18 protein-coding genes are annotated in these 19,425 nt (G+C 59.2%); 6 read left to right on the forward strand and 12 right to left on the reverse strand.

Annotated features, from left to right (window positions below; translation table 11 throughout):
- Window position 1 precedes the first annotated feature (1 nt).
- From PSH64_RS01720 to gpmI, 5 genes are all read right to left on the reverse strand, one after another.
- Window positions 2-1,240 (reverse strand): serine protease, encoded by a 1,239-nt coding sequence (locus PSH64_RS01720; RefSeq protein WP_305479757.1) that lies wholly within the window; start codon window positions 1,238-1,240, stop codon window positions 2-4.
- Window positions 1,241-1,338: 98 nt separating this feature from the next.
- Window positions 1,339-2,136, reverse strand: coding sequence for a divergent polysaccharide deacetylase family protein (locus tag PSH64_RS01725; RefSeq protein ID WP_105340645.1), 798 nt, complete (start codon window positions 2,134-2,136; stop codon window positions 1,339-1,341).
- A gap of 1 nt (window position 2,137) precedes the next feature.
- Complete coding sequence (locus tag PSH64_RS01730) at window positions 2,138-3,457, reverse strand: S41 family peptidase (RefSeq protein WP_105340644.1); 1,320 nt, start codon at window positions 3,455-3,457, stop codon at window positions 2,138-2,140.
- 34 nt (window positions 3,458-3,491) lie between these two features.
- Window positions 3,492-4,784 carry a murein hydrolase activator EnvC gene (locus PSH64_RS01735; RefSeq protein ID WP_305479758.1) on the reverse strand — a complete coding sequence of 431 codons (1,293 nt, stop codon included), beginning with the start codon at window positions 4,782-4,784 and terminating at the stop codon, window positions 3,492-3,494.
- 292 nt (window positions 4,785-5,076) lie between these two features.
- Complete coding sequence (gene gpmI / locus PSH64_RS01740) at window positions 5,077-6,606, reverse strand: 2,3-bisphosphoglycerate-independent phosphoglycerate mutase (protein ID WP_105340642.1); 1,530 nt, start codon at window positions 6,604-6,606, stop codon at window positions 5,077-5,079.
- 153 nt (window positions 6,607-6,759) lie between these two features.
- On the opposite strand from gpmI, the gene PSH64_RS01745 reads away from it, so the two are divergent.
- The 3 genes from PSH64_RS01745 to secB are packed head-to-tail and all read left to right on the forward strand — an operon-like array spanning window position 6,760 to window position 7,969.
- Window positions 6,760-7,173 carry a rhodanese-like domain-containing protein gene (locus PSH64_RS01745; RefSeq protein ID WP_105340641.1) on the forward strand — a complete coding sequence of 138 codons (414 nt, stop codon included), beginning with the start codon at window positions 6,760-6,762 and terminating at the stop codon, window positions 7,171-7,173.
- Between the two features lies 1 nt (window position 7,174).
- Window positions 7,175-7,429: a glutaredoxin 3 gene (gene grxC, locus PSH64_RS01750; protein ID WP_007939440.1), complete on the forward strand. Its 255-nt coding sequence runs from the start codon at window positions 7,175-7,177 to the stop codon at window positions 7,427-7,429.
- Between the two features lie 54 nt (window positions 7,430-7,483).
- Window positions 7,484-7,969, forward strand: coding sequence for a protein-export chaperone SecB (secB, locus tag PSH64_RS01755; RefSeq protein WP_007897410.1), 486 nt, complete (start codon window positions 7,484-7,486; stop codon window positions 7,967-7,969).
- 131 nt (window positions 7,970-8,100) lie between these two features.
- Here secB and trmL read toward each other — a convergent pair whose 3' ends face one another.
- Window positions 8,101-8,556: a tRNA (uridine(34)/cytosine(34)/5-carboxymethylaminomethyluridine(34)-2'-O)-methyltransferase TrmL gene (gene trmL, locus PSH64_RS01760; RefSeq protein WP_007939438.1), complete on the reverse strand. Its 456-nt coding sequence runs from the start codon at window positions 8,554-8,556 to the stop codon at window positions 8,101-8,103.
- On the opposite strand from trmL, the gene PSH64_RS01765 reads away from it, so the two are divergent.
- Window positions 8,555-8,995: a hypothetical protein gene (locus tag PSH64_RS01765; protein ID WP_105340639.1), complete on the forward strand. Its 441-nt coding sequence runs from the start codon at window positions 8,555-8,557 to the stop codon at window positions 8,993-8,995. The genes trmL and PSH64_RS01765 overlap by 2 nt on opposite strands.
- Before the next feature lie 556 nt (window positions 8,996-9,551).
- Here the strand turns inward: PSH64_RS01765 and ntrC are convergent.
- The 6 genes from ntrC to glnA all read right to left on the reverse strand — a co-directional run bounded on the left by ntrC (window position 9,552) and on the right by glnA (window position 15,612).
- A complete protein-coding gene (ntrC, locus tag PSH64_RS01770; RefSeq protein WP_105340638.1) occupies window positions 9,552-10,988 on the reverse strand; it encodes a nitrogen regulation protein NR(I) in 1,437 nt (478 codons plus the stop codon).
- The gene (glnL, locus tag PSH64_RS01775) at window positions 10,985-12,070 is read right to left on the reverse strand and encodes a nitrogen regulation protein NR(II) (protein ID WP_105340637.1); all 1,086 of its coding nucleotides are present in this window, start codon (window positions 12,068-12,070) and stop codon (window positions 10,985-10,987) included. The genes ntrC and glnL overlap by 4 nt, the downstream gene beginning before the upstream one ends.
- Window positions 12,071-12,300: 230 nt before the next feature.
- Entirely contained in the window at window positions 12,301-12,909 is a 609-nt protein-coding gene (locus PSH64_RS01780) for a DUF4124 domain-containing protein (RefSeq protein ID WP_105340636.1), read from the reverse strand.
- On the reverse strand, window positions 12,906-13,421 hold the full coding sequence (locus PSH64_RS01785; protein WP_305479760.1) for a DUF4124 domain-containing protein: 516 nt from the start codon (window positions 13,419-13,421) through the stop codon (window positions 12,906-12,908). The genes PSH64_RS01780 and PSH64_RS01785 overlap by 4 nt, the downstream gene beginning before the upstream one ends.
- Window positions 13,422-13,522: 101 nt before the next feature.
- Window positions 13,523-14,071, reverse strand: a complete 549-nt coding sequence (locus PSH64_RS01790) for a chorismate mutase (protein WP_305479761.1) — start codon at window positions 14,069-14,071, stop codon at window positions 13,523-13,525.
- A 134-nt stretch (window positions 14,072-14,205) separates the two neighbouring features.
- Window positions 14,206-15,612 carry a glutamate--ammonia ligase gene (glnA, locus tag PSH64_RS01795; RefSeq protein WP_018929197.1) on the reverse strand — a complete coding sequence of 469 codons (1,407 nt, stop codon included), beginning with the start codon at window positions 15,610-15,612 and terminating at the stop codon, window positions 14,206-14,208.
- Window positions 15,613-15,940: 328 nt separating this feature from the next.
- Here glnA and thiI point away from each other — a divergent pair, with 328 nt between their 5' ends.
- Together thiI and typA are read left to right on the forward strand one after the other, a co-directional pair.
- Window positions 15,941-17,395, forward strand: coding sequence for a tRNA uracil 4-sulfurtransferase ThiI (gene thiI, locus PSH64_RS01800; protein ID WP_105340632.1), 1,455 nt, complete (start codon window positions 15,941-15,943; stop codon window positions 17,393-17,395).
- A gap of 139 nt (window positions 17,396-17,534) precedes the next feature.
- Window positions 17,535-19,355, forward strand: a complete 1,821-nt coding sequence (gene typA / locus PSH64_RS01805; protein WP_008028025.1) for a translational GTPase TypA — start codon at window positions 17,535-17,537, stop codon at window positions 19,353-19,355.
- Window positions 19,356-19,425 lie beyond the last annotated feature (70 nt).

A 19,425-nucleotide genomic window follows, 5' to 3' on the forward strand; every position in this document is an offset into this window, starting at 1 on the left:
ATTACCTGGACCTGGCCTGAACGGAAGCGACCAGCACCGGGCTCAAGTACACAGCTCTCGTGAATACGTTATTCAATGTTGCCCTTGTCAGGCTCTGTTGTCCGGAATCGACGCCGATAATGCAGAGTGCATGTGCGCCGCTTTGTGACCCGATTTCGGTATTGATATAAGCATCTTCCGCACTGATGACGGCGCTGTAATGGTCGGGAACCTTGCAGTCTCTGGCGTTACGGACCGTTTTGTAGCGGTAGAAGCGCGCAGCAAGGGTGAACCTGAAATTCCACGTCGGCAATACGACCTGCCCATCCGCGTTTTGTGTTCCATGAACGTATGACTCGAGCTTCCAGGGCTCCGTGACAGTCAGCTCGACCGGTTCCAACGAACAGCCCGCCCCGTTGCTGGTGAAGACACCGTCAATAAAGCAGTGGGAGAGAAAGTTGGCAGAGTAGCTGTAGTTGAAGCGCGCAGCTTGGCAGGATGGCGAATGTTCGCAGTCGGGCGGCTCTGGCGTATTGCGGTAGGTTGCGACTTGACTGACGATACCGGTGATTTCGTTGGTGCGGCGGTTCAACATCGGGCTGCCGGAGCTGCCAGGGTGAAGGTCGCAACGGTTTCTCGTGGACAAAGGGAAGACCCCGGGGTGATCGATGAACGTTCCGGCGGTTTGCTCGGCACAAACGCTCAATCGAAGCCCGCGTTCAGTGAAGCCGCTGGGCGCGCCGACGTTAAGCACATCATGGCTCTCATAGGTTTGCCGGGGCGCCAGCTTCAGCGGGCTGATCCCGGCCTGTATCAGCGAGGCCAAGGTGGCATCGACCTCAAGTACTGCCAGATCAGTTCCCACCAGGCTGCTCCACCGGGCGGTGCGGACGGCGTATCGGCGATGACGCTGGGGCGTGTCATAAAAGTAGTGGAAGGTGATGTTGGCCTGCACAGGCAGATGGGTCCGCGCCGAACCGAACTGAAAGAACACGCAATGGCCGCTGGTGAGCAGATAGGCAGGGCCGGTGGCACGGCCTTGCCTGTTTCGCGTGTCCAGAAGTACGGCACTGCAGGATTGCCTCGATGGCAAGTTCAGGCGTCCGATGCCGCTCCAGAGTTCATAATGATGCTCGCTGTTTTGCAGCGCTCTCGACGTTGAGCCATTGACGGCGCCTTCTCCAAGGTCGCGCGCCTGTACAGAGGTATCTGTTGCCACGCCGATCAAGGCCGTCAGGCAACTGTAGCTAAGGTATTTCATGGCCATTCCTTGGTGATGAAATTCAGGTGTGCGCAATCGTGGCACGACGCTGGATACCAAGAGGCCTATATAGTTATCGAGAGACAGAAGGAGCTTGATTATTGACCGGGCGGTAGACGGTATTGCCCATCCTTGCCATGAGCAGCCGTGGCACGATTGCCGCGCACGCTGATCATCAATTTGATGTCGATCCAGTCAATTCCCTGTGCCTTGAGCTTGGGCAACTCACGCTCCAGTACCGCCAGGGTCTGCGGATATGGATGCCCGATCATAATCGCCGAGCCCTGCTTGCGTGCCAGGCTGATCGCAGTTTGAAGCTGCGTGAAGATCGCCGCTTCGGTGCGCTCATCATCCAGAAACACATCCCGCGAAACACTCGCCAAACCAATCTTCTGCGCCTCGGCGGCCGCCACGGTTTGCGCACTGGTGCGGCTGTCGACGAAGAACATGTGCCGACGCTGCAAGTCCGCCATCAGCCAGGCCATGGCCGGTTGCTGAGCGGTCATGCGGCTACCCATGTGGTTATTGATGCCGGCGGTATAGGGCACCCTGTTGAACGCGGCGTTCAGGCGCTTTTCAAGTTCTTCGATGGGCAGCTCGGGGTGCCAGGCGAACGGCCCGGTGGCCGGGTCCATGGGCATGTGCAGAATGACGGTCTTGCCGGCGCGATGGGCTTGGCGGGCGAATTCGGTGGCGTGGGGTGTATCGGGCATGATGGCTGTGGTCACCGGGCCGGGCAGAGCCAGCACACGGCGATCCCGGGGCAGGTTCTGCCCCAGGTCATCGATGATCAGGCTCAGATAAGCCTTGTGAGGTGTGGCTGCTGACGTGGCGGGCGCGGCGTGAGCAACGCCCGCCAGGCAGCACAGCAGACCAAGGAGGACCCGCAAGCGCATCTCAGTGGCCGCGGGTGATGCTCAGTCCTTTGAGCAGGCTCAGGGCCTGGGCCAGCTGGTAATCGTCATCCTGCGGCATGGCCTTGGCCTTGCTGCCGGAACCGGTCGGTTTGTCGGCGCCGCCGTTGCCATTGCCCAGGTGACCTTGCAGATCGGCCTCTTTGAAGTAATCGCCATCCTGCTCGTTGGTGATCTTGGCCTTGCGCACCTCGATGTCCGGGACGATGCCTTGAGCCTGGATCGAGCGGCCGTTCGGCGTGTAGTACAGCGCCGTGGTGATTTTCAGGGCGCGGTCGTTGTTCAGCGGCAACACGGTCTGGACCGAGCCTTTGCCGAAACTGGTGGTGCCCATGACCACCGCGCGTTTCTGATCCTGCAGGGCGCCGGCGACAATTTCCGAGGCCGAGGCGCTGCCGCCGTTGATCAGCACGACCATTGGCACGGCTTCGCTTTCGTCCTTGCCGGTGGCGGAGAAGCGCAGTTCAGAGTTGGCGATGCGGCCCTTGGTGTAGACGATCAGGCCCTTGGTGATGAAGTGGTCGACCACTTCCACCGCCGATTGCAGCACGCCGCCCGGGTTGTTACGCAGGTCGAGGACGATGCCGCTGAGCTTCTTGCCGTTGTCCTTGCGCAGCTTGGCCAAGGCCTTGGAGACCTCTTCGCCGGTCTTGACCTGGAACTGGGTGATGCGGATGTAGCCGTAGCCGGACTCCAGCAACTGGCTCTTGACGCTTTTCACCTGGATGGTGGCGCGGACCAGGGTCACGTCGAACGGAGTGCCGCCGTCGCGCACCAGGGTCAGGGTGATCTTCTGGCCGATCTTGCCGCGCATCTTGTCCACGGCTTCGGTCATGCTCTGGCCGCGAGTCGGCTGGCCGTTGATCTTGACGATGAAATCGCCGGCCTGGATGCCAGCCTTGGAGGCCGGGGTGTCATCGATGGGCGAAACCACTTTGATGAAACCGTCTTCAGCGCCGACTTCGATGCCAAGGCCGCCGAATTCGCCGCTGGTGCTTTCCTGCAATTCAGTGAAGTCTTCCGGGCCCAGGTACGCAGAGTGCGGGTCAAGGTTGCTGAGCATGCCTTTGATGGCGTTTTCCAGCAGGGTCTTGTCATCCACCGGTTCTACATAGGCTGCCTTGATCCGGTCCATGACTTCGGCAAAGGTGCGCAACTCGTCCAGCGGCAATGGCGCCTTGGTGGTCGCAGCGGTGCCGGCAGGCGCGACCGCCGGGGCCGGTTGAGCGGCAAACGCCAACGGCGCGCCGATCACCAGGGCGATCGTCAGGGCCAGCGAGGTAAGGCGGGACAAATGCAGCATGTCGAACGAACTCCTAATGTAGGTGACTCAACGCCTATCCTTGCGCGCGGCACCATTGCGCTGGATCACTCGGGTGACCCTGCTGACGAATAGCGAAATACAGTGCTGGTGTGTCCTGCCCGCCACTGTTACCGACAGTGGAGATGGACTCACCGGCTTTTACCACGTCACCGGCAGACTTGAGCAGCGTCTGGTTGTGACCGTAAAGACTCAAGAAACCGTTGCCGTGGTCGAGAATCACCAGCAGCCCGGCGCCACGCAACCAGTCGGCAAACACCACGCGACCGCCGTGAACGGCATGCACCTGGCTGCCGGCGGAGGCGCTGATCATCACGCCATCCCACTTGGTTCGGGCATCGTCGCCCCGGCTTTCACCGAAGCGCGCCAGCAGTCGACCATCAACCGGCCATGGAAGTTTGCCGCGAGTTGAAGCAAAAGGCCCGCCGAAGGTCTCGCCTGAACTTGAAACCAGAGCGCCGGGCGTCGATTTGGCGGGTTTGCGCGGGGCGTCAGTGGCGTCTGCTTGAGCCTGAGCCTCACGTAACCGCTTTTTTTCAGCTTCCTGCTGGGCGATCAACGCTTTTTGCCGCGCTTCTTCTGCCTCACGGGCCTGACGGGCCAGGGTTTCTTCAATGGTTTTAAGGACTTTAGACAGGTCCGCCTGATCCTGCTCGCGGGCGGCCAGTTTCTGATCGCGAGCCTTTACGTCGTCGTTGAGCTTGGCCAGGACTTGCTGGCGCTCCTTGCGGACCTTGTCGAGTTCGTCGCGCTGGCTGTCGAGGCTGCTTTTCTGCACCAGCAACTGGGCTTGCTGCATCGAGATGTCTTTTTCGACATTGGCCAGTTGACGCAGGGTCTCGTTGAAATTCTTCAGCTGCTCCAGGCGGGCCTGGCTCAGGTAGTCGTAATAGGTGAGGGTGCGGGCGAATTTTTCCGGGTTCTGCTGATTAAGCAGTAGCTTGAGGTACTCCTGGCGGCCGTTCTGATAGGCCGCGCGGGCCTGAATGGCGATCAGTCGTTGCTGTTCAATGCGCGCGCTCTGGAGTTTTTTTTTCTCGGTATCGAGTCGTTGCAGCTCGGATTCGCTTTTCTTCAGCTCTTTTTGCAGCGCCTCGACCTGCTTCTCGAGCTTGCCCATCTCGGTTTCGGTGCCTTTGAGGTCTTTCTGCACCCCGGATTTTTCTTCCTGGAGTTTACCCAGCAGTTTTTTCAGCTCGGCGATGTCCTGACGCGTGGCGTCCAACTGTTGTTGGGTTTGCGCGCGCTCGTCGGCAAAGGCCGGTTGGAGCAGGCAAGTCAGAGCGAGGGCTATCAGGACGCGAAGCATAGAGGCGGGCGACACCAGGGAAAGGGACGGCCTAGTATGCCCGCCCCACGCTGCAAAAAAAACGCCCAATTGGGACTGTGTGATAACTGGACTGAAAACCAATGTGGGAGCGAGCCTGTGTGGCGAGGGGGCTTGCCCCCGTTGGATCGCGAAGCGGCCCCAAAATCTGCAATCGCGGTGTACCAGGTACACCGCATGCAATGGTTTACGACTGCTGCGCAGCCGAACGGGGGCAAGCCCCCTCACCATACAAGCCCGCTCCCACAGGGTTGTGTGGTGTTTGAACGGCGGATTACACCAGAATCGAAGTTCCGGTCATTTCCGCAGGCTTCTCCAGCCCCAGCAACATCAGCATGGTCGGCGCCACGTCGGCCAGAACGCCGCCTTCGCGAACCTTCAAGTCACGCTTGCCGACATAGATGAACGGCACCGGCTCGGTGGTGTGGGCGGTGTGGGCCTGGCCAGTGGAAGCGTCGGACATTTGCTCGACGTTGCCGTGGTCGGCGGTAATCAGGGCTTCGCCGCCGACTTTTTCCAGCGCTGTGACGATACGGCCGACACAGGTGTCCAGGCATTCCACGGCTTTCACCGCCGCCTCGAATACACCGCTGTGGCCGACCATGTCGCCGTTGGCGTAGTTGACCACGATCACGTCGTAACGCTGGTTTTCAATGGCATCGACGATGCGATCGGTGACTTCCGGGGCACTCATCTCGGGTTGCAAGTCGTAGGTGGCGACTTTCGGCGACGGGATCAGGATGCGTTCTTCGCCCGGGAACGGTTCTTCGCGACCGCCGGAGAAGAAGAAGGTCACATGAGCGTACTTCTCGGTTTCGGCGATGCGCAGCTGCGTCTTGCCGTTTTTCGCCAGGTAATCACCCAGCACGTTTTCCAGGCTGCCGGCGGCGAAGGCCGACGGCGCGGGGATGCTGGCGGCGTATTGGGTCAACATGACGAAACCGGCCAGTTTTGGCTGGCGAGCACGTTCGAATTCCTTGAAATCGTCTTCGACGAACACGCGGGTCAGTTCGCGGGCACGGTCGGCGCGGAAGTTCATGAAGACCACGGCGTCGCCGTCTTCGACCTTCACCGGCTCACCGATGCTGGTGGCTTTGACGAATTCGTCGCTCTCGCCACGCTCGTACGCGGCTTGCAGGCCTTCCTGGGCGGTGGCGGCGTTGAATTCGCTGGCGCCGTCGACAATCAGGTTGTAGGCCTGGGACACGCGATCCCAACGGTTGTCACGGTCCATGGCGTAATAACGGCCAATGATGCTGGCGATCCGGCCTTTGCCGAGGGCTTCGAAGGTTGCATCCAGCAATTCGATCGACGACTGAGCGCTTTTCGGCGGCGTATCGCGGCCGTCGAGGAAGGCGTGCAGGTAGATTTTCTCGGCGCCGCGCTTGAAGGCCAGTTCAGCCATGGCGACCAGGTGGTCCTGGTGGCTGTGAACGCCGCCGTCGGACAGCAGGCCCATGAAGTGCACGGCTTTGCCGGCAGCAACGGCTTTATCCACCGCGGCGCAGATGGTCGGGTTCTCGAAGAACTCGCCGTCGCGGATCGCTTTGGTCACGCGTGTGAAGTCCTGATACACCACCCGACCGGCGCCGAGGTTCATGTGGCCGACTTCGGAGTTGCCCATCTGGCCGTCCGGCAAGCCGACGTCCATGCCGCTGCCCGAGATCAGGCCGTTCGGCACGGTGGCCCACAGACGGTCCAGTACGGGCTTCTTCGCCGCAAAGATGGCGTTGGATTCAGGGCTCTCACTGTGACCGAAGCCGTCGAGAATAATCAGGACCAAAGGTTTAGGCGTGGTAGTCATGGATTCCACTCGTGGCTGAATTAAAAGAGGGCGATGGAAAAGGGAGTAGGAGTTTAAAGCTAAGTTCCGGCGCCGTCACCGCCGGACGGGGTTTGGCCCACCATAGTGGCTGTGTATACTGGCCGACATTTTAACGCCCTGGAACCTCCTTCGATGGTTGCTCACCTGATTGAATTTGCCACTAACCACTATCTGCTCGTCGGTATTTTCGTCGTACTGCTGGCGTTGCTGATCGCTTATCAGATGCAAGGCGGCGGCCGCAGCCTGAGCACCGGTGAACTGACCGGGCTGGTCAACAAGGACGCAGGCGTGGTGGTCGACATTCGTCCGACCAAGGATTTCGCCGCCGGTCACATCGTTGGCGCGTTGAACATTCCTCAGGACAAACTGACCGCTCGCGTCGGCGAACTGGAAAAACACAAGGCCAAGACCATTATCCTGGTCGACGCCATGGGCCAGACCGCCGGTACGCATGCCCGTGAACTGGTGAAAGCCGGTTTCACCGCTGCCAAGCTGTCTGGCGGTATTTCCAGCTGGAAAGCCGACAATCTGCCACTGGTGAAGTGATATGAACAACGTCGTCGTCTATTCCAGCGATTACTGCCCTTATTGCTCGCGAGCCAAGTACCTGCTCGAGAACAAAGGCGTAGCCTTCGAAGAGATCAAGGTCGATGGCAAGCCGCAGGTGCGTGCCGCGATGGCTCAGAAGGCCGGGCGTACCTCCGTGCCGCAGATCTGGATCGGCAGCACCCACGTTGGCGGCTGTGATGATTTGTTTGCCCTGGAGCGCGCCGGCAAGCTCGACGCCATGCTCAAGGCCTGACTGCCTTTTAGAAATAGCCAACCCTACAAGACCCGAGATCAGAAAGGATCTGAGATGACTGACCAACAGAACACTGCAGCTAGCGAAGAAGAAACCGCACCGCAATTCTCCTTGCAGCGCATCTACGTACGTGACTTGTCCTTCGAGGCCCCGAAAAGCCCGGCAATCTTCCGCCAGCAGTGGGAGCCGAGTGTCGGTCTGGACCTGAACACCCGCCAGAAGGCGCTGGAAGGCGACTTCCACGAAGTCGTGCTGACCCTGTCGGTCACCGTGAAAAACGGTGAAGAAGTGGCGTTCATTGCTGAAGTACAACAGGCCGGGATCTTCCTGATCAAGAACCTGGACGACGCTTCGATGAGCCACACCTTGGGCGCGTTCTGCCCGAACATCCTGTTCCCGTACGCTCGCGAAACCCTGGACAGCCTGGTGACCCGCGGTTCGTTCCCGGCCCTGATGCTGGCTCCGGTGAACTTCGACGCGCTGTACGCACAAGAGCTGCAACGCATGCAGGCGGCTGGCGAGACTCCAACTGTTCAGTAAGCGGTCTTGAACGACGCAGCAAGTCCAATGTGGGAGCGGGCTTGCTCGCGAAAGCGGTGTGTCAGCCAACATCAATGTTGAAGCTGATGGCCCCTTCGCGAGCAAGCCCGCTCCCACATTTGTTATGTGGGTTATTTAAAACCGAGCTGACGCCAGGCTTCGTACACCGCGATGGCCACGGTGTTGGACAGGTTCAGGCTGCGGCAGCCTTCGCGCATGGGTAGACGCAGGCGTTGTTCGCCGGGCAGGGCGTCGAGCACTTCGGCTGGCAAGCCACGGCTTTCCGGGCCGAACAGGAAGGCATCGCCCTCGGCGAAGCTGGCATCGTGAAATGGCCGGGAGCCCTTGGTGGTAAAGGCGAACAGCCGAGGATGGCCGAGGCTTTCCAGACAGCTGGCGAGGTCTGCGTGGCGTTGCAGGGTGGCATACTCGTGGTAATCGAGGCCGGCCCGGCGCAGGCGCTTGTCGTCCATCTCGAAGCCCAGCGGTTCGATCAAATGCAGGTGGCAGCCACTGTTGGCGCACAGCCTGATAACGTTGCCGGTATTCGGCGGAATTTCTGGTTGGAAAAGGATGACGTGAAACATGCACGGCTCCGAAGGTAAAGATGACGGGCATTCTACGCCGCCAAAGGATCCTCGTTCGAAACTATTCCCGCGGGTGATGGCTTCGCTGGCAATTGTCGGGATGATGGTGGGCCTGATGATCGGTCGCCTGACCGCGCCCGACCCCAGTGTTTTACAGCAGGTCGAGGTGACCAACGATGGGTTGCTGGTGTGGTTCAACAACGAACCCAAAACCCACGGCGAGCTGGTCGACGGCAGCGTGGCATTGCTGTTCGAGGCCGAAGGCCGTGCGCAGAAAGGTCAACTCAAGCTCAACGGCAAGGACGTGAACTGGCGAACGCGTTTGAGTGATGGGGGATTGTTGCTGACCGTGGTGGCGGCCCGGCCACTGCAGGGTGAGTGGGCCGGTAGCGAGGTCGATGGCCGCTGGCGGCTGGAGATCCATCTCCGGGAGCAATAAAAGAGGGAATCCCCGGCCTGCCTGTACCAAGGTTCCCGAAACGGGAGGGCTCGCGTTTTGTGTCGTGAGCCCGGTGTAAAGAGGGAATCCCCGGCCTGCCTGTACCAAGGACCCCAAAACGGGATGGGTTCGCCGCTGCTGCGGCATGAGCCCGGTGTAAAGAGGGGAATCCCCGGCCTGCCTGTACCAAGGTCCCCGAAACTGGGTAGTGAATCGAATCACTGATTGGACTATTGCAGGGGGCGTGCCAGTTTTTAACAAACTGAAACAGAAAGTCGCTGAACAGCGCTGGAGGCCCCGTAATTCGGGGCTTTGGTGTTTTTGTGATATTGATTTTGTTGGCGGCGAAGGCGGGATTTTGGATCGGTTGCCGTGCGCGATTGCGGTTCACGGTGCATTCAGTCGGTGCATCAAGCCCTGAATGTGGGAGCGGGCTTGCTCGCGAAAGCGGTGTAACAGTCAACGAAGATGTTGAATGTTAAGGCCCCTTCGCGAGCAAGCCCGCTCCCACATTGGTTCGCTGTTAGCCAGAGATCAGCGCAGATCCAAAGACTGTTTAGCCCTCATCCCCTTCATCATCATCCCCACCATCTACCTTCATCCCCAATTCCTTAATCTTGCGCGTCAAGGTATTGCGGCCCCAGCCCAGCAGCACGGCGGCGTCGCGGCGGCGGCCGGCGGTATGTTTGAGGGCGGTTTCGATCATGATCCGCTCAAAACTCGGCACGGCACTGTCAAGCAGGCTCGACTGGCCGCGTGCCAAAGCCTGGTCGGCCCACTGGCGCAGCGCTTGCTCCCAGTTGGTCACCGGTGCCGAATCCTGCGGCAGGCTCAGCAGCTCTGGCGGCAGGTCGCTGATGTGCACTTCGCGGCCTGAAGCCATTACGGTGATCCAGCGGCAGGTGTTCTCCAGCTGGCGCACGTTGCCTGGCCACGGCAGGTTTTTCAGGTATTCCTCGGTTTCACCTTTCAGCAGCTTCGGCTCTACCGCCAGTTCTTGCGCGGCGCGGCTGAGGAAGTGCTTGGCCAGGGTCGGGATGTCTTCGCGACGGTCCGACAGCCGTGGAATGTGGATGCGGATCACGTTGAGGCGGTGGAACAAGTCCTCACGGAATTTTCCGGCGTGCACCAGGGTTTCCAGATTCTGGTGTGTCGCGGCGATGATGCGTACATCGACCTTTACCGGCGTGTGACCACCGACGCGGTAGAACTCACCGTCCGCCAGTACCCGTAGCAAGCGAGTCTGGGTGTCCGCCGGCATGTCGCCGATTTCATCGAGAAACAGGGTGCCGCCATCGGCCTGTTCAAAACGCCCGCGCCGCAGGTTGGCCGCTCCGGTGAACGCGCCTTTTTCATGGCCGAACAGCTCGGACTCCATCAGGTCCTTGGGGATCGCCGCCATGTTCAGTGCGATGAACGGCGAGGCCGCCCGTGGGCTGTGACGGTGCAGGGCGTGGGCCACCAGCTCTTTACCGGTACCGGATTCGCCGTTGATCAGCACGGTGATGTTGGAGTGGCTCAAGCGCCCGATGGCGCGAAACACTTCCTGCATCGCCGGCGCTTCACCGATGATTTCCGGGGTGCGGGTCAGCGTCGGGACGACTTCCAGGCCTTGTTGTTCCTGAGCGTGCTGGTTGGCGCGCTTGACCAGGGAAACGGCTTCGTCGACATCGAACGGCTTGGGCAGGTATTCGAATGCGCCGCCCTGATAGGACGCGACAGCGCTGTCCAGATCGGAGTGGGCAGTCATGATGATGACCGGCAGTCGTGGGTGTTGTTCGCGAATCCGCGCCAGAAGGTCCAGGCCGCTGGCACCCGGCATGCGAATGTCGGAGATGATCACGTCCGGCTGCTGGCGCGCCAGGCGGCTCATCACGCCATCGGCGCTGTCGAAGCTTTGGGTGGTCATGCCTTCCTGTTGCAAGGCTTTTTCCAGGACCCAACGGATAGAACGGTCGTCATCGACGATCCACACGGTTTCACTACGGCTCATGTCGATGTGGCTCCTTGTTCCAGTGGCAGAAAGATCGAGAACGTGGTGTGGCCTGGATGGCTGTCACATTCGATCAAGCCCTGGTGCTGGCTGATGATGTTCTGGGTAATGGCCAGGCCCAGCCCGGTACCGTCCGGGCGGCCGCTGACCATGGGGAAGAAGATTGTTTCCTGCAGCTCGGCGGGGATCCCCGGGCCGTTGTCGATGATTTCGATCTTGGTCACCAGGCGATGGCGCACGTGGCCGATGGTGAACTGGCGCATGGCGCGGGTACGCAAGCTGATGCGACCAAGGCGCAGCTCGTTCTGGCTGCTGATGGCCTGCATCGCGTTGCGCACGATGTTCAGCACGGCTTGAATCATCTGTTCGCGATCGATCAAGACATCCGGAATACTTGGATCGTAGTCGCGCACCAAAGTGATGCAGCCCTGACTTTCGGCTTCCACCAACTGACACACGCGCTCCAGCACTTCATGGACGTTGCACATGGCCAGCGACGGCAATTTGTTGGAACCGAGCATGCGATCCACCAGATTGCGCAGGCGATCGGCCTCTTCAATGATGACATTGGTGTAATCGCGCAGGCTTTCTTCCGGCAGCTCACGGGCCAGCAACTGAGCCGCGCCACGAATGCCGCCGAGAGGGTTCTTGATCTCGTGGGCGAGGCCACGCACCAGCATTTTGCTGGTTTCCTGCTTCGACAGTTGTGCCTCTTCCTTGGTGATCCGCAGGAGGCGGTCGCGAGGATGAACCTCCAGCAGCAGCATCGTGTCGCCATTGCTCAGGATTGGCGTCACGGCGTAGTCGACGGTCAGGGTCTGGCCGGTGAGGGCGGTGAGCATCGCTTCGCGCTTGGTGAACGGGTGCGCCTGCTCGACCGCCTGGCGCAGGGAATTCAGCGCTTCGGTGGATTCGGTGAACAACTCACTGATGAACTGCCCATGGCTACGCTGGCCGCTGATGGCCAGGAGCATTTCCGCCGCCGGGTTCATGTACTCAAGGCGCAGTTCGGCGTCGAGCAGGATGGTGGCGGTGGTCAGGTTGTCGAGTAGCAAGCGGTGTAGTACGTCGCTAATGGTCATCAGGACCTCTTTTGGAGCAGGGCATGCGCATGAATAACGCGCCGGTATGAGGAAAATGCAAAAACCAAACCAAGGCTCCGAAAAGAAGCGTTTAGAGCCTGAAACGGGCGTTTTACGCTCGTTTGCGTGGCGTTCTGCCAGCTTTCACGGGTACTTTCGAACCAAAATGGGTTGAGATGTGGGTATGGTGCAGATGTTTGCACCAACATGGTGCGCAAACCTGAACGAAGTTAGAAGAAGCTTTTTTCTTCTTCGGGCTTGTCTTTGAGAGGGCATTCGGGCCGTTGGCCGTAGTCGGTGAGGGTGCATGGTTTGGCTTGGCGTTTCTGCGCCAGGGAAATGCGTAGCATGTGGAACGGTTGATTAGCCGTGCGTTCGACGGTGCGGCCCTGTTCGTCGAGGATTTCCACCGACAGGTGATGGCTGCCACGGTCGATATTGCTCAGGGCGAACACCGGGCTTGGGCCGGGTTCGGCAGTGGGGTGGCCGTCCAGCAGCAAACGGTAACGATGGCCCCGTTGCAGGCCGGGTTCGCTGGTAACGCTGACGATCAATTCACCGGCACTGCTACGGATCGTGGCATCCGGCTCCGGCACCAGCACACGAAGCATGTCGTAATGAAACAGGGGGTTGGCCGGGTTTGTTTTCGCGGCCGTCATGGGCGCTGCGCCACTCGGGTTGGCTGACATTCGATTGCTTGTCGCCAACGGCACACGTTTGGCGTTGCGGGTGCCCGGCTGATCGGTGAAGACTCGATTACCCTGAGCGTCGATATATGTGAAGACCTCGGCCATTGCCGGCAGGCTGACCAGGCACGCGATCAACAGCCAGGCCCTCAAGGTTTATGCACCCGTTGCACGGTGAACGTCACGGTGGGGCTCTGTTGCACGACGTTTTGCCCGTCGATCACCTGAACCGCAAGGTTATGTTCGCCACGGTCGATGTTCACCAGTTGCAGAATCGGCACGTTGCTCGGCTGGCCGTAGGGTTGACCGTCCAGTAACAGCCTCAATCGATGAGCACCTTGCAGGCGTGGATTGATCAATACGCTGACGGTGAACGTGCCGTTGTTGGCGCGCAAGGCTTCTTCGGTGGGCAGGCCGCTCAGCTCCAGCACCTGATAGGCGCTGTGCGGTTGGTCACGGCCACTGGCTTGCGCAGGTGCTACGGGTTCGCTGGGCGACTGACGCTCGACGCTGTTGAGCGGTGGCAATTCGACCGGCCGGGCTTTGACGCCGTCGGGCGGCTGATTGCTGTAGGCGGTGTTGCCATTGGCGTCGGTGTACTTATAGATCTGCGCGGCGGCGGGCAGGGCGATCAGTACGAGCAGGCATAACAACAATGAGCGCATTGCAGGCTTCCATTGGCCGTTGGGCAAGTGTCCGGCCCTGTTCCGTTCGTGGCGACTAAGCGCTGAGCATAGAGCACATCAGCGCATGTCGGCAGGCCGGCTCAGCGGCTGGCGCTGCACAACTCAGCGCTGGCGCGTACCTTGGCGAGCTCGCGCAGAGATACTTGGGTGCCGGTTTTGTTGGCCTTGGCCAGCCAGGACGGGCACTGCGGGTCAGTGCGATAAGGGCTGAAATCGGCCAGTTGTTGCAGCAGGCGTTTTTGTAACCGATCAAGTTGCGGGCGGATCTGCCCGACCAGATCCGGGCGAGGATCAGCGGGCGCCTTGCCCTGTGCATGCCAGTCAGACAGGTGTGCGTATTGCACCAGTTTGTTGGCCTCGATCTGCGCCGAAAAAAACTGTTCGACGGCTTCGTTGCTCAATTTATAGTCAGGAGCCAAGGCGACAGCACCTGCAATTACCTCACGCTCGCGCTGACGATCTTCGACAGGTTTGCCGCTGTCCCATTTGCTCAGTGCGACCTGGTCGGCAATCGCCAGGCGCTCCTCGATGGTGCCCAGCAATGGAGCGAGAGCGGCAGGGGCCGGGCTGGCGAAAGCGCTGTTGGCCAGCAGGGCAGTGAGCAAGGCAAGGGATGAGCGTAGGCGCATGGAGGATCTCGACTTTATCGGGTGAAGGCCATGATGCACGCAACCGGGCATCCGATGACAGACGTTCGCCCACAAAAAAGGCCTCCCGAAGGAGGCCTCTCTTTTGTCACGCTGCGTAGTGCAGCGCTACCGGATCAGCAGCTGTAGTACAGCTCATATTCCAGTGGGTGTACGAAGGTACGAACTTTGATTTCTTCTTCGCTTTTCAGAGCGATGTAAGCGTCGATGAAGTCGTCGCTGAAAACGCCGCCTTTGGTCAGGAACGCACGACCTTTGTCCAGCTCTTCCAGGGCTTCTTTCAGGCTGCCGCAAACTTGTGGGATCTCTTTCGCCTCTTCAGGCGGCAGGTCGTACAGGTTTTTGTCAGCTGCGTCGCCAGGGTGGATCTTGTTCTGGATGCCGTCCAAGCCAGCCATCAACAGTGCAGCGAAGCCCAGGTACGGGTTGGCTGCCGGATCCGGGAAACGGGCTTCGATACGGCGAGCGCGAGGGCTGGACACGTAAGGAATACGGATCGAAGCGGAACGGTTGCGAGCCGAGTAGGCCAGCATCACTGGAGCTTCGAAACCTGGGACCAGACGCTTGTAGGAGTTGGTCGACGGGTTGGTGAAGCCGTTCAGAGCCTTACCGTGCTTGATGATGCCGCCGATGAAGTACAGGGCGGTATCGGACAGGCCGGCATAGCCTTCGCCAGCGAAGGTGTTCTTGCCATCTTTGGCGATGGACAGGTGAACGTGCATACCCGAACCGTTGTCGCCGTACAGCGGCTTAGGCATGAAGGTCGCGGTGCGTCCGTAGGCATCAGCTACGTTGTGTACGCAGTATTTCAGGGTCTGAACTTCGTCAGCCTTGGCCACCAGGGTGTTGAACTTCACACCGATTTCGTTCTGACCGGCAGTCGCCACTTCGTGGTGGTGAACTTCGATGGTCAGGCCCATTTCTTCCATGGCGTTGCACATGGAGGTACGGATTTCGTGGTCGTGGTCGAACGGCGGAACCGGGAAGTAGCCGCCTTTGACGCCTGGACGGTGGCCTTTGTTGCCGCCTTCCACGTCCTGGTCGGACATCCACGAACCTTGTTCGGAGTAGATTTTGAACATCGAGCCAGAGATGTCGGACTTGAACTTCACTTCGTCGAAGATGAAGAACTCAGGCTCTGGACCCACAAATACGGTGTCGCCAATACCGGTCGACTTCAGGTATTCCTCGGCACGCTTGGCGATCGCCCGTGGGTCACGGTCGTAGCCTTGCATGGTCGAAGGCTCGATCACGTCGCAAACCAGGATCAGGGTCGGCTCTTCGGTGAACGGGTCGAGAACGGCAGTGGTGTCGTCCGGCATCAGGATCATGTCGGAAGCTTCGATGCCTTTCCAGCCAGCGATGGAGGAACCGTCGAACATTTTGCCTTCTTCGAAGAAAGCTTCATCCAGCGCATCGCGAGCCGGCATGGTCACGTGGTGCTGAGTGCCTTTGGTGTCCGTGAAGCGCAGATCAATCCACTTGACGTCATGATCTTTGATGAGTTGAACCGACTTCGACATAGTGTCCTCCGGGTGGCTTAGGGCTAGTAATGGATGCCCTTAAATGTGGGTGATGCCGGCGCGAATACTCTGCCATGGCAACCTGCCTCACAAGGGAGCAAATTGCATGCCAGTGCCTCATCGTGGGTTTTTTGCCCCAATATCACGCTTCCAAGGAGGCGGCGCACCATAAAGCGCAAAATATCGCCCTGTAATGTAGCGTTGATTTCCATAAATGACCTGTTTTGGTGCGCGCAAAACCTTCTGCACATTAACTGGTTAAACCTTGAGCAATTTCCGCTATAATCCGCGCCCCCCTTTTTCGGCTGGCCCTGCGCGCGCTGTTTTCATGAAACTAATCGTAAAAGTCTTCCCCGAGATCACCATCAAGAGCCGCCCGGTACGGATGCGTTTCATCCGCCAATTGGCCAAAAACATCCGTACCGTGCTCCGCGATCTGGACCCGGCCGTGGTGGTGAACGGCGTGTGGGACAATCTCGAGCTGGAAACCCGCGTCAGCGACCCCAAAGCCCTCAAGGAGATGACCGAGCGCCTGAGCTGCATGCCGGGCATCGCGCATTTCCTGCAGGTCGATGAATACCCGTTGGGCGACTTCGACGACATCGTCGAGAAGTGCAAGCTGCACTTCGGCGATGCGCTGGCCGGGAAGATTTTCTCGGTGCGCTGCAAGCGTGCCGGCAAGCACGAATTCAGCTCCATGGACGTGGAGAAATACGTCGGCAGCCAACTGCGTCGTCAGTGCGGCGCCGCCGGTATTTCCCTGAAAGAGCCTGAAATCGAAGTTCGCATCGAAATTCGCGACAAACGGTTGTTCGTGATCCACAGCCAGCACAACAGCATCGGCGGTTATCCGCTGGGTGCCCTGGAACAGACGCTTGTGCTGATGTCCGGCGGCTTCGATTCCACCGTGGCTGCGTACCAGATCATGCGTCGCGGGCTGATGAGCCATTTCTGCTTCTTCAATCTGGGCGGGCGAGCCCATGAACTGGGCGTGATGGAAGTCGCGCACTTCATCTGGAAGAAGTACGGCAGCTCCCAGCGCGTGTTATTTGTCAGTGTGCCGTTCGAGGAAGTCCTGGGAGAAATTCTCGGGAAAGTCGATAACAGTCATATGGGCGTAGTTTTGAAGCGTATGATGTTACGCGCTGCTTCCCGTATTGCCGATCGGCTGGACATCGAAGCGCTGGTCACCGGCGAAGCGATTTCCCAGGTGTCGAGCCAGACATTGCCGAACCTGTCCGTGATCGACTGCGTGACCGACAAACTGGTCTTGCGTCCACTGATCGCCAGTCACAAGCAGGACATCATCGACCTGGCCAACGAAATCGGCACCGCCGACTTCGCCAGGCACATGCCGGAATACTGCGGGGTCATTTCGGTTAACCCGAAAACCCATGCCAAGCGTCCGCGCGTGGAGCATGAAGAGAAAGAATTCGACATGGCGGTGCTTGAGCGTGCGCTCGAGAACGCCAAACTGGTGCCGATCGATCGCGTGATCGACGAATTGGGCCAGGACTTGCAGATTGAAGAAGTCAGCGAAGCGCTGGCGGGCCAGATCATCATCGACATCCGTCACCCGGATGCCGCCGAAGACGACCCGCTGGAGCTTCCTGGTATCGAGGTACAGACGATGCCGTTTTATGCACTGAACGCTCGTTTCAAGGAACTGGACCCTACTCGCCAGTACCTGCTGTATTGCGACAAAGGCGTGATGAGTCGCCTGCATGCCCACCATTTGCTCAGTGAGGGGCATGCCAATGTGCGCGTTTATCGACCGAGCTAAGAGCCCGGGGCTGTTTGCCTGTGGCCTGCGTCACCGGCCCCCCGACTCTGCCGTCAAGCTGTAACGGCAAGGCCTGACTCTACTGTAAATCGCTGCCAAGACTTGTCAGCACACCGAATCCTCTGATCGAGATACACAAGTGATCGAAAATCTACGCAACATCGCCATCATTGCTCACGTTGACCATGGTAAAACCACCCTGGTAGACAAACTCTTGCGTCAATCCGGCACCCTGGAGCGCAACGAGCTCAACGACGAGCGCGTGATGGACTCCAACGACCAGGAGAAAGAACGCGGTATTACCATTCTGGCGAAAAACACCGCCATCAACTGGAACGGCTACCACATCAACATCGTGGACACCCCGGGCCACGCCGACTTCGGCGGCGAAGTTGAACGCGTAATGTCGATGGTCGACTCCGTTCTGCTGCTGGTTGACGCCCAAGACGGCCCTATGCCGCAAACCCGTTTCGTGACCAAGAAGGCTTTCGAAGCCGGCCTGCGTCCGATCGTGTGCATCAACAAGGTTGACCGTCCAGGCGCGCGTCCGGACTGGGTTCTGGACCAGATCTTCGACCTGTTCGACAACCTGGGTGCCACCGAAGAACAGCTGGACTTCAAAGTCGTCTACGCCTCGGCCCTGAACGGCATCGCCGGTCTGGACCACACCGACATGGCTGAAGACATGACCCCGTTGTACCAGTCGATCGTCGACAACGTACCGGCTCCTAAAGTTGACCGTGAAGGCCCGTTCCAGATGCAAATCTCGGCACTGGACTACAACAGCTTCCTGGGTGTTATCGGTGTTGGCCGTATCGCTCGTGGTAGCGTCAAGCCGAACACTCCAGTCGTGGCCATTGGCGCCGACGGCAAGAAGCGTAACGGTCGTATCCTGAAGCTGATGGGTCACCACGGCCTGCACCGTATCGACGTTGAAGAAGCGTTTGCCGGTGACATCGTGTGCGTGAGCGGTATGGACTCGCTGTTCATCTCCGACACCCTGTGCCAGCCGGACAACGTCGAGGCGATGAAGCCTCTGACCGTTGACGAGCCAACCGTTTCCATGACCTTCCAGGTAAACGACTCGCCTTTCTGCGGTAAAGAAGGCAAGTTCGTGACTTCCCGTAACATCAAGGAACGTCTGGACAAAGAGCTGCTGTACAACGTTGCACTGCGCGTTGAAGAAGGCGACTCGGCTGACAAGTTCAAGGTTTCCGGCCGTGGTGAGCTGCACCTCTCGGTACTGATCGAAACCATGCGTCGCGAAGGCTTCGAAATGGGCGTTGGTCGTCCGGAAGTGATCATCCGTCAAGTTGACGGCGTGAAGCAGGAACCGTTCGAAAACGTAACCATCGACACCCCTGAAGAATCCCAGGGCAAGGTCATGGAAGAGATGGGCCTGCGTAAAGGCGACCTGACCAACATGGTGCCGGATGGCAAAGGCCGTGTTCGTCTGGAGTACAACATCCCTGCTCGCGGTCTGATCGGTTTCCGTAACCAGTTCCTGACCCTGACCAACGGTGCTGGCATCCTGACCTCGATCTTCGATCGCTACGACACCATGAAGTCCGGCGACATGTCCGGCCGTCAGAACGGTGTTCTGGTATCGGTAGAAACCGGCAAGGCACTGACCTACTCCCTGGAAACCCTGCAGGCGCGTGGCAAGCTGTTCGTTGAACACGGTCAAGAGATCTACAACGGTCAGATCGTTGGTCTGAACAGCCGTGACAACGACATGGGCGTCAACCCAACCAAAGGCAAGAAGCTCGACAACATGCGTGCTTCGGGTAAAGACGAAACCATCGCCCTGGTTCCACCTGTTCGCTTCACCCTGGAACAGGCCCTGGAATTCATCCAGGACGATGAATTGTGCGAAGTGACACCTAAGTCGATCCGCCTGCGTAAGAAGATCCTGGACGAAGGCGAGCGTACCCGCGCTGCCAAGAAAGCCAAGAACTGAGTTAACTCAGGCTGAATGAAAACGCCCCCGGTCGAAAGGCCGGGGGCGTTTTTGTTTGTCTGGGTTTTGT

The organism is Pseudomonas sp. FP1742 (assembly GCF_030687145.1).
In the GTDB taxonomy this organism is placed as follows: Bacteria; Pseudomonadota; Gammaproteobacteria; order Pseudomonadales; family Pseudomonadaceae; genus Aquipseudomonas; species Aquipseudomonas frederiksbergensis_D.